This is a genomic window from Gottfriedia acidiceleris (assembly GCF_004138285.1).
Classification (GTDB): domain Bacteria; phylum Bacillota; class Bacilli; order Bacillales; family Bacillaceae_G; genus Gottfriedia; species Gottfriedia acidiceleris_A.
In genome coordinates, this window is record NZ_SCFN01000006.1 from 1 (window position 1) to 10,802 (window position 10,802).

Sequence of the window (10,802 nt, forward strand, 5' to 3'; positions counted from 1 at the left end):
CGACATACAGATCTTTACAAAGATTGATCGTCAAAAAAGAAGATAGTTTAATTTTGTAAGTTAGTTAAAAGATTTATCTATCAACTAAAAATCACTTGTTTATGACAGATAAAACAATAATAAATAGACTATTTTTTCATAGAAATTCATTTATGTTTTAAATAGGGGCAAGTAATGGAGTTGATTTAAATGTTTTCTATAAAAAAGTTAATCCTAAAAATTTTAGAATCATTGTTCTAGGGATTCTCTATTTTATCATTCAAATTATTAGTGAAACTCAAGAATTACTTATACATCAATAAGAAACAACTTTATTATCAAAGAAAAATCTTTTGGCCATTACTTCATTTTACTTTGACTATTAAAGAATACTTTGTATAATTGGCAGTGGGAGTGATGGGACTATGATGGAGTTTTTATATTTTCCTGAAGATAAAACAGAGTATATACCTGCCGTTATTTCATTAATTATTTTTATGATTGGTGCTTTTATTACTTTTTATTTAATTAAAAAGGCATCGACGAAAGAAGAAAAGCGTATAACAGAATTAATGGAATCAAAAGAAAAAAAATCATTACGTGAATAAAGTAATTCAAAATGGGGACTTACTAAGGAAGGTCTCTTTTTTTTGGAGTTACATCACATTTTCATCACATTTTTGTGATAGATTGTTTTTGTGAATTTATAAGCTACATTAAACTAATTCAGATCTGCTCAACAAAGCGTGTTTAAAACATTAATCTTATCGATTTTAAATTTAAGATCTGTTTAACTTTAGCAGAATCTTAGGAGGTAATACATATGAAAAAAATTTTAAGTCTATTAATTGTAAGTATTATGATTACTGCAGGATGTTCTAATGAGAAGAAGAAGGAACCCGTAGTTGAAAAACCAGTTGATGTAAATATACTTCTGCCGACATCCGATATTAATTTAAATAAAGAAATTACAATACGTGCTGAAGTTAGTCAAAATAATAAAGCTGTTTCTGACGCAGATGAAGTTCAATTTGAAATTGGAAAAAATGGTGAAGATAGTATCGCCATGCTTGATGCAAAAAATGGTGCAGATGGTATTTATTCGGCTACATACAAATTTACTGATCCAGGGGATTATTATGTAATTGCCCATGTTACTGCTAGGGATCAACATTCAATGCCTAAAAAGGATTTTAAAGTTCAAACTACTACCTCAACTAGTAATAGTAATGGTGAAAAGAGTGAGCATGAAACTCACAGTGGAGATGATCATCATGGCGATGTAATGATTCATTTAATGGGCACTGAAAATATTGATGCAAATAAAGAAAATCTCTTTACGATTCATCTTATGACGAATGATGGAAAACCACTAGAAAAAGCGAACGTGCGAATTGAAACATGGAAAGATGAGCAAGGAAAGCATGACTTTACTGATGCAAAAGAAGTTGCACCAGGTGAATATGAAGTTAAGTATACTTTTAAAGAAAAAGGAACAAATACAGTAAAGGTTCATGTTGAAAAAGAGGAATTACATGACCATACTGAAAAAGAGGTTACAGTAAATTAATAATAACGAAGGCTATCCTATCTTTGATGAATAGAAGGATAGCCTCTTTTATATAAAAGCTTGAAGTAAAGAGTTAGCTTCTGACTGATATCGCTTTTATGGGGGTGAATATTTTGAGAAAGATTTCGATCTTCGGCACGATTTTACTTTTCTTATTTTGTACTGGCTGTGTGCCAAATAATATGTCACATATTAAGGATTCGGAAAATGTCCTTATTTCAGTAAATAAAAAAGTTGGAAGTTTAACGTTCCTAAATTTAGACGACTTACATAAAGTAGCAGATTGGAATTTAAATAGAGATGTAAGTGGTGCAGTATTATTACAGAACGGAGAAGATATTGCGGTATATCATCCAACAAATCCAAAAATAGATATTTATCATCTTTCAACAGGGGACCATGTCGATAGTTGGAATGCTGGTACTGGTATTACTAATATAATTTCTTTAAAAAGTAATCGGGTGATTGCTGTAACGAATGGAAAAAAGAATAACATTTCATTCTTTAATCGTAAGGGAAAGATTCTTAAAAAAATTAAAATAGGTAGAAATCCCATTTCGATGGTTGAAGATACGATTCATCATAAATTATATGTTAGCTTGTTTAACGAGCGAAAAGTAATTGGTATTAACTTAGATAGTTTTAAAATTGAACAATCAATCGAAGTGCCGTACACATCGGTAGGTTTAATTTTAAACAAAAATTCATCTGAACTATTTGTAGGGGGACACGGAAATGGTGAAGAGGAAAATGAGGACGTAAAAGTATATTCAACTATTACTGGTAAACAACAAAAGTCACTTCATACTCCTTTAATGCCTATTTCGTTTTTTCAAAATGAAGATGGATTGTTTACGATTGCCCATGGTACAAATCAAATTTATAAGCTAAATCCGAATGTAGTTAATCAGACTAAGTTTATAGAAGTTGGATCAAATCCATATGCGGCCATTGGCTTTAAACATACTGCGTATGCAGCTAGCTATGATTTAAACAAGTTGTACCAAATAAATACGACAACGATGAAAATTGAAAAAGAAGTTGCAGTAGGGAGAGGACCTTTTCAATTATTGTTAAGAGAGGGCATTGGTCATGATTGAAAGAAAGATATTGATTGTTGATGATGAACAAGATATTTGCCAATTGGTTGGAATGTATTTGGAAAATAGCGGATATAGTTGGGACGAAGCAAACAATGGTGAGACCGCATTATCAAAAATAAGTCAATCAAACTATGATTTATTAATTTTAGATATTATGATGCCCATAATGGATGGATGGACCCTTTGTAAAAAGATTAGAGAAACATCAAATGTGCCTGTGATTTTCTTAACAGCAAAAGGTGAAGAGTGGGATAAGGTAAATGGATTAAAAATGGGAGCGGATGATTATATCGTAAAACCATTTAGTCCTGGAGAATTAATTGCAAGAGTAGATGCAGTTTTAAGAAGAACGAAAAATTCGGATGCTTCCGTTTTACAGATTGGCCAAATCAAAATAAATGAAAAATCTAGGAATGCTTTTGTATCAGATAAACCTTTATCACTTACTTTAAAAGAATATGATTTGCTTCTCTTCTTTTGTAAGCACCAAGACCACGTTTTTAGCCGCGAACAAATTTTAGAAAAGGTTTGGGGTTTCGATTATTTTGGTACAGCTAGAACAGTTGATACACATATAAAAACATTAAGAATTAAATTAGGACAGGATGCAGATTATATTTCTACGGTTTGGGGTGTAGGGTATAAATTTGGGATAAACGGATGAAGAAATTGATCTATTCGTTATCGTTTTTACAAAAGCTTTGGTTAACGATTTGTTTAATCGTAATCTGTACAACAATCTTTTTCTTTTTAATGTTTCAGTTTGCATATAAGCAATTATATGTTTCATATGTTCGTTCCACTTTGATCCAAGAAGGCACAAGTTTAGTAAAACATTATCATAAAACGAATAATGTAAATGACTTTTCAGAATTTGTTTCAAAATTTGATGCTGTTTCAAATGCTAATGTTTTATTTATAAGTAATCCAAGAGATTTAAGTGCATGTATCCCCTATAATGTAAGCCACGAATCTTTCATCACTGAAGATGATCGTGAAACATTATTAAAAGGAAAAGTGATTACGAAGACAGGATTTGAAAAAAGATTTAAGCATCAAATAATCGGTGTTGTTGTTCCGGTTGTAAAAAAAGAAAAACTTGAAGGGATTATTTATTTACACTTACCTTTACGGAGTGTGACTGAATTAATCCAACAATCAAAATGGATCTTTATGATTAGTACATTGTTATTTGCTTTCATTATTCTTTTAATCGGCAGAAGTATAATAAAACAAATGATTAAGCCTTTATCAAGAATGGAGCAAATATCTTATAAAATGGCAAATGGTGATTACACCGAACGTATACACTACATTAGTGGTGATGAAATAGGAAAACTAGCTACTGCGTTTAACTCAATGTCTGATTCTTTACAAAAAGAAGATGAAAATAGAAAAGAGTTTTTAGCCAATGTTTCTCATGAATTAAGAACGCCGTTAAGTTATGTTAAAGGATATAGTGAAGCAATTTTAGATGGTGTAATAAAACAAGAACAGCAATTAAAATATGTCGGTATCATTCAAAAAGAGGCTAGTCGGATGCAAAGATTAGTTAGGGATTTACTTGACTTGGCCACATTAGATGGTCAGCAATTTCCACTTATTCAAGAACCTAACGTAATTGCCCAGCTAATTGAAGATACAATCGAAACATATTCTCAGATACTCATTAAACGTAATATTAAAATTCAAAAGAATTTAGATGAGACGATTATCGCAAATGTTGACCCAGATCGTTTTCAACAGGTAATCCACAATTTACTTGATAACTCAATCCGTTACACACCTTCAGGTAAAACGATTTATATTACACTGTTTCAAGATAAACAAGTTACATTTGAAATTTTAGACGAAGGAAAAGGGATCCCGTCTGAAGAGATTCCACATTTAGGAGAAAGATTTTATCGAGTCGATAAAGCAAGATCTAGAAACGAAGGTGGAACAGGATTAGGACTTGCCATCGTAAAGCACATTATAGACCAACACAATGGTAAAATAAAATTTGTGAATATAGATGACAAAGGCTTGAAGGTTATTATTACTTTACCAATATTTGAACTATAAAAAATGAGAAAAAGAGTCTCAATTCGAGACTCTTTTTCTTATACAAAATTTGATATACGTTCATAAATATGTTCAGGAATTTCTTCAGGAATTAAGTGTCCTGCTTCTGGATAAGTATATAAAGTTGAGTACCTTAAATCACGATGTAATCTTTCGCCTACTTCTAATGGAACTACTTTATCTTTTTCACCCCAAATTAAAAGAGTAGGTACTGATATATTTTGTAGATCTTCAGGACTTAAATCACCTTCTCGATCACGAATCATCTTTGTTAATGCCCTAAAAATTTCATCTTGCAAAAAAGGTTCCTTGTATCCGTTTATCATCTCGTCATCGATTAACTTCTGATCATGAACAACTGAAATTAGTGAATTCATGATACCTTGTTTAGCTAAATGCCTTTTAATATATAGATAGAAAAAAGGAAAATAAGATGAAATAATTAAATGTGGATTTGCCCTTCCTAAATAACCCGAACTACATAATAAAATCACTTTTTTAACAAGCTCCGGTTCTTTTTTTGTTACATATAAAGCAATTTGCCCACCCATCGAATGTCCGACTAAATAAATATTTTGCAAATTTAAATGATTTACAAGAGAGATAACGACATTCGCAAAGTTATCATACGAATATTTAAAATTTAAATGTTTTCCACTTTTACCAAATGGGGGCAGGTCAATTACGACAACTACATGATCTTTTGAGATAAAAGGGATTAGTCTTCGGTAACTAAAGCAAGATGATAAAAAACCGTGAATTAATACAAATACTTTTGAATCTTGCTTATTGCTATTATGGTATCCGTAAAGTTCATAATAAACATCAAGTCCAGAAACCTTATATGTCGACTGCATTGTTCCAGAATGATTCATCATCCAAACTCTCCTTTAAGTTTTTGGATTATTATGTCCAAACGGAAGGAATACATTCTTTTTCTAAGTAATGCTCTGTATGTCACCATATGATATGCAAATGGCTAAAATACTTTTAAATTATAAGTTTTTCGTCAATTCTAATAGAGACAGGTATTTATTTAAAATAATTGAAATAGCCCAACCTTTAAAGTGACTATAATAAGTAAAGGGATTTTAGAAAAGAAGTGCCATTTATGAGTAGTAAGCAAACTTTAAAAGTTGGTCGGTGTGTGCTAAAATTTAGTTGGAATTGAACGAAAATTAGGAGTGTTTTGAATGGCACAAAACTACAATATTGGAAAAGTTTACACTGGTAAAGTAACAGGGATTCAAACGTATGGTGCCTTTATTTCACTTGATCACCAAACACAAGGACTAGTACATATTTCCGAAATTATTAATGGATATGTTCGAGATATTCGAGACTATATTTCTGTTGGGCAATTAGTAAATGTACGTGTACTGTCTATTGATGAGATGACAGGAAAAATAAGTTTGTCTTTAAAAGGAGCAAGTATCGATCAAGGATTTAATGGTGACGAGAACTTAAAACATGCAGCTAGACTATTAAGAGAACTTAAACCAGATGGATTTAGCACCCTGCATAAAAAATTAAATGAATGGCTTCGCGTTGAGATGAAGAAAGAAAATATGACGAATTAAAAAGGAAGGGGATTCACCCTTCCTTTTTAATTCTTAGAAAAGTACAGATACTAGAGAGACTAATTTCGTCTACAATCTATCTTACTTCATTTGTTTCAGGATGTGTTCCTAGCTCTTCTGAAGGTTTAAATAATAAGCCAAGGTTAATTAATCCTGAAATACCAACGATACCATAAATAATTCGAGCAAAAGCAGAATCTGCACCACCAAAAATTGCTGCAACTAAATCAAATTGAAAAAATCCGATTAAACCCCAGTTTATAGCCCCAATAATTGTAAAAATAAGTGCAATACGTTGTAATGTACTCATATAGGTTAACCTCCTTTTTATGACCTTCTATCATATCTTTCCTCATTTATTTTTGTTTATGTACTTAAAAACAATTATAAGACGAAATGTCTTTTTAATTTTTGTTAAAATTTTCACATAAATATAATTGCATTTACTTGCTTTCAATTATTTAATTAGGTACATTGTAAAGGTATTACAACTATTTAAGGAGGTTTGATGTATGACTTCTCATATTAAATTTGACTATTCAAAAGCAAATATGTTTTTTCAAGATCATGAAATATCATATTTAAGGGATGCAGTGAAATTATTTCACCATACAATTCATGAAAAAACAGGTGCAGGTAGCGACTTTCTAGGATGGGTAGAGTTACCTAATGACTATGACAAAGAAGAATTTTCTCGAATTCAAAAAGCGGCAGAGAAAATTAAATCAGATTCAGACGTTCTTTTAGTAATTGGTATCGGTGGATCATATTTAGGTGCACGTGCTGCAATTGAAATGTTACAACACTCATTTTTTAATATTGCTTCTAAAGAAGAAAGAAAAGCACCTCAAGTTTTCTTCGTAGGAAATAATATTAGTTCTACATATATGCACGATTTAACTCAAGTTTTAAAGGATAAGGATTTTTCAATTAATGTTATCTCGAAATCTGGGACAACTACTGAACCAGCTATTGCATTCCGTATTTTTAGAAAGTTGTTAGAAGAAAAATATGGTGCTGAAGAAGCTAAACATCGTATTTATGCTACAACTGATAAAGCACGTGGAGCATTAAAAACTGTTGCTGATGAAAAGGGATATGAAACATTTGTTATTCCTGACGATGTAGGTGGTCGTTATTCAGTATTAACTGCAGTAGGTTTATTACCGATTGCTGCAGCGGGTATTGATATTGAACAAATGATGAAGGGTGCACAAGATGCATATAAAGAATACAACTCTTCAGAATTAGAAGATAATCAAGCATATCAATATGCAGTTGTTCGAAATGTTTTATACAACAAAGGTAAAACAATAGAGATGCTTGTTAACTACGAACCATCATTACAATATTTCGGAGAATGGTGGAAGCAATTATTTGGAGAGAGTGAAGGGAAAGACCAAAAAGGTATCTATCCATCTTCAGCAAACTTCTCAACCGATTTACATTCTCTTGGACAATATGTACAAGAAGGTCGACGTGATTTATTTGAAACAGTTTTATCTGTTGAAAATCCTCGCCATGAATTGACAATTGAACTTGAGGATAACGACTCTGACGGATTAAACTATCTTGCTGGTAAAACTGTAGATTTTGTTAATAAAAAAGCTTTTGAAGGTACAATATTAGCTCATGCTGATGGTGGAGTACCAAATCTAATTGTTTCATTACCGAAATTAGATGAGTATACTTTCGGTTATACAGTTTACTTCTTTGAACTAGCTTGTGCGATGAGTGGATACTTACTAGGAGTAAATCCTTTTGATCAACCGGGTGTTGAAGCATACAAGAAAAACATGTTTGCATTATTAGGTAAACCAGGATTTGAAGAACTAAAAATGCAATTAGAAGAACGCTTAAAATAATATTAAGACAAAAGGACCGTTGTTAAATTTAACTTTAACAACGGTTTTTTTATTGAAATTAAAATTAATATTCATGTTTTTACTTAATAAGAAAATACTATTGAAAAAGGAGGAGGAAAGCATGTATCCTTTAAAATCAAAATTAGAAAATGCAATATTTCCGCTTAATGACATTGAGGGGAAATTAAAAAATCATGGATTTGTAATTGGAGCAAACTGGGAATATGATCATGGGAGTTTTGATTTATTAATGCGAGATGATGACGGGTATCAATATTTAAGATTACCCTTTAATGTTACTTCAGGTTCGTTAGATATGAATGGAGCAGTTATACAATTTGAGACTCCCTTTTTATTAACTCATATATATAATGAGGGGCTGGATGATAATATTGGTTACGAGGGAAATTTAACTGGATCATTAAACCAGTTCCAAGAACCAATTGAAAAAGATGGAAAAGTTCCTAGAAAATATCAAATAAAAGGGTTTGAAATTCTTAAGAAAATTGAAGATGAACTTTTATAAAAAAGAACCAAGTTTTAGAACTTTGTCTATCAAAAAAGAGCCATCCTTTTGGAGTGGCTCTTTTTTATAGAAACAATTGTTAAGTAAGTAAGATAAGAAAATCATCTTTTGCAATCTTTATACTTTTATCAGGTCTGATGATGGTTTGTTTATCACGAATTATTCCTATAATCATTTTATCGTTGTTTAATTCTTCAACTACAATATCGAAATAAAATTTTCCGATCATTTTTTGTTCAACTTCCAATATTTTTACTGTAAAGTTTTCTAATTGATTTGTTAACTTAAGCACAACATCGGAATATCCTCTATGCATAATCGAACCTGACATTACAAAGGAAGTCAACAAATGCGCTTCAATTATTTCATTGGCGCCAGCTCGATTTGCGTTAATTACTTGATTTTTGGTTAAGATTTCTGCGATACAGTTAATTGATTGGTTAAGACCTTTCGTAGCGATGATTGTTAAAATTGTTTGCATATCGGCATCTTGCTCATTTTTATTTTGATCAGCTGTGATTAAGATTGTATTTGCAAATTTTATGTTTGCTTTTTCTAAAACTGAGTCATTGGAGGCAGAGCCCTTTACAAAGTGCACCTTATCTAAATCAGAAGGTAATAACTCTAAACTTTCATCAATTAATACGATATAGACCTGGTTTGAAGATGCACGTAGTTGTTTAATAACATTTTTAACTCGTTCATTCCAACCTACTATTATAATATGGTTCTTTTTCGTAAATGAAAGTGTGCCTCTAAAATCCGCGTCTTGGTTCCTAAATGTTTGTGCTGTGAATGAAATCATATAATAAGAACCAAATCCAGTACCAAGTAAAATTAATATAACTGCAAAAAAACGTCCAACTGGAGATAGAGGTACGTAATCACCATAACCTACTGTAAATGTAGTTACTATTGACCACCACATACCGTCCCAAACAGTTGGAAAAGTAAATGGTTCTGCGAAATGGATGATTGTTCCGAAAATAGCAATCAACGATAATAATATTAGAGTAATTTTAAATAGTGTATAGGATTTAAAATAGATAGGTTGGTTACGAAATACTTTCAAGCTTATACCTCCATCGCAATTTCGTAACACTTATTTTTACCAATAAACAATAACTTATCACTACTATATACTTTCTATTTCAATTCCACGGATGTTTTCTATTTGTTCAATATCATAATAAATTTCTGTCGTTCTTCGTTTATTAAACACTAATAACTTCATTTGGACATAGTGTTCATCATTATTTAATCCTTTTATTTTAATGTTTTTAACTGTAATATCCTGAGCGGTTATTTGATCAATGACAATATTTATATTTTCGCTTCCTAATACTGTTAGCTTCAAACTTATATCTCTTTCTTTTAATCTTTTAGGACCAAGCTTGTTAATTAAATAAGGAATTAATTCAACACTTATTATTAATAACCCTACGCCTGCAAAAGCCTCGACATAAAAGCCAGCCCCAACAATTATTCCGATACCCGATGCGCCCCAAATCATAGCAGCTGTTGTTAACCCAGCTATTGTATCATTACCTCTTCGGAGAATTACACCAGCCCCTACGAAACCGATTCCTGATACTATTTGAGCCGGTAAACGTAACGGATCCATAGTTATATTTAAATAATCACTTCCATGAAATGAAAAAGCTGAACTAATAGAAACAATTGTTAATAGGCAACTCATTATTGAAATAACGAGGCATGTCTTTAAACCAAGAGGTTTTCTTTTTAACTCTCTTTCTAACCCGATAACGGAACCTAACATTGCTGATACTAGTAATTTTATGAGGATATCTGGTTGTAGATCCATTTTCTAAACCCCTTTTCTATATAGTTTATGGCTAATTCGACATTGCACATTACACTTCCTTCGTACTAAATATAAATTTTTTTATCATTTATAAAAAAAAGTGAAAAAAGGGCTTGTCATAATCTAAATGGGATGTTATATTTATATACGTCGCCAAGATGGTTCGACAAAAAACGAAATGAAGTAATAAAAAATAAAAAAATGTTGACTCGCTGATAAAGAGATGTTAATATGAAAAAGTCGCAAATGACGCGACAAAGTGAACTTTGAAAACTAAACAAAACATGAAG

General features: G+C 31.3%; 12 protein-coding genes. 8 read left to right on the top strand and 4 right to left on the bottom strand.

Annotated features, from left to right (window positions below):
- Window positions 1–404: 404 nt before the first annotated feature.
- From EP747_RS11885 to EP747_RS11905, 5 genes are all read left to right on the top strand, one after another.
- Complete coding sequence (locus EP747_RS11885; RefSeq protein WP_129690217.1) at window positions 405–587, top strand: hypothetical protein; 183 nt, start codon at window positions 405–407, stop codon at window positions 585–587.
- Between the two features lie 215 nt (window positions 588–802).
- Window positions 803–1,549 carry a FixH family protein gene (locus EP747_RS11890; RefSeq protein WP_129690219.1) on the top strand — a complete coding sequence of 249 codons (747 nt, stop codon included), beginning with the start codon at window positions 803–805 and terminating at the stop codon, window positions 1,547–1,549.
- A 113-nt stretch (window positions 1,550–1,662) separates the two neighbouring features.
- Window positions 1,663–2,649: a YncE family protein gene (locus EP747_RS11895; protein ID WP_129690221.1), complete on the top strand. Its 987-nt coding sequence runs from the start codon at window positions 1,663–1,665 to the stop codon at window positions 2,647–2,649.
- Complete coding sequence (locus tag EP747_RS11900; protein WP_129690223.1) at window positions 2,642–3,316, top strand: response regulator transcription factor; 675 nt, start codon at window positions 2,642–2,644, stop codon at window positions 3,314–3,316. The genes EP747_RS11895 and EP747_RS11900 overlap by 8 nt, the downstream gene beginning before the upstream one ends.
- On the top strand, window positions 3,313–4,716 hold the full coding sequence (locus EP747_RS11905; RefSeq protein ID WP_235832861.1) for a sensor histidine kinase: 1,404 nt from the start codon (window positions 3,313–3,315) through the stop codon (window positions 4,714–4,716). The genes EP747_RS11900 and EP747_RS11905 overlap by 4 nt, the downstream gene beginning before the upstream one ends.
- Window positions 4,717–4,754: 38 nt before the next feature.
- Here the strand turns inward: EP747_RS11905 and EP747_RS11910 are convergent, their stop codons facing one another.
- Window positions 4,755–5,591 (bottom strand): alpha/beta fold hydrolase, encoded by an 837-nt coding sequence (locus EP747_RS11910; RefSeq protein WP_419179309.1) that lies wholly within the window; start codon window positions 5,589–5,591, stop codon window positions 4,755–4,757.
- 318 nt (window positions 5,592–5,909) lie between these two features.
- On the opposite strand from EP747_RS11910, the gene EP747_RS11915 reads away from it, so the two are divergent.
- Entirely contained in the window at window positions 5,910–6,296 is a 387-nt protein-coding gene (locus EP747_RS11915; RefSeq protein ID WP_056468646.1) for a CvfD/Ygs/GSP13 family RNA-binding post-transcriptional regulator, read from the top strand.
- A gap of 76 nt (window positions 6,297–6,372) precedes the next feature.
- Here EP747_RS11915 and EP747_RS11920 read toward each other — a convergent pair whose 3' ends face one another.
- Entirely contained in the window at window positions 6,373–6,606 is a 234-nt protein-coding gene (locus tag EP747_RS11920) for a DUF378 domain-containing protein (RefSeq protein WP_056468643.1), read from the bottom strand.
- A gap of 202 nt (window positions 6,607–6,808) precedes the next feature.
- Between EP747_RS11920 and EP747_RS11925 the strand changes: the two genes are divergently transcribed.
- On the top strand, window positions 6,809–8,161 hold the full coding sequence (locus EP747_RS11925) for a glucose-6-phosphate isomerase (protein WP_129690227.1): 1,353 nt from the start codon (window positions 6,809–6,811) through the stop codon (window positions 8,159–8,161).
- 121 nt (window positions 8,162–8,282) lie between these two features.
- A complete protein-coding gene (locus tag EP747_RS11930; RefSeq protein WP_129690229.1) occupies window positions 8,283–8,687 on the top strand; it encodes a YugN family protein in 405 nt (134 codons plus the stop codon).
- Window positions 8,688–8,766: 79 nt separating this feature from the next.
- On the opposite strand, the gene EP747_RS11935 is transcribed toward EP747_RS11930, so the two are convergent.
- The gene (locus EP747_RS11935) at window positions 8,767–9,759 is read right to left on the bottom strand and encodes a potassium channel family protein (protein WP_165347015.1); all 993 of its coding nucleotides are present in this window, start codon (window positions 9,757–9,759) and stop codon (window positions 8,767–8,769) included.
- Window positions 9,760–9,822: 63 nt separating this feature from the next.
- Window positions 9,823–10,512, bottom strand: a complete 690-nt coding sequence (locus EP747_RS11940; RefSeq protein WP_098428657.1) for an MgtC/SapB family protein — start codon at window positions 10,510–10,512, stop codon at window positions 9,823–9,825.
- Window positions 10,513–10,802 lie beyond the last annotated feature (290 nt).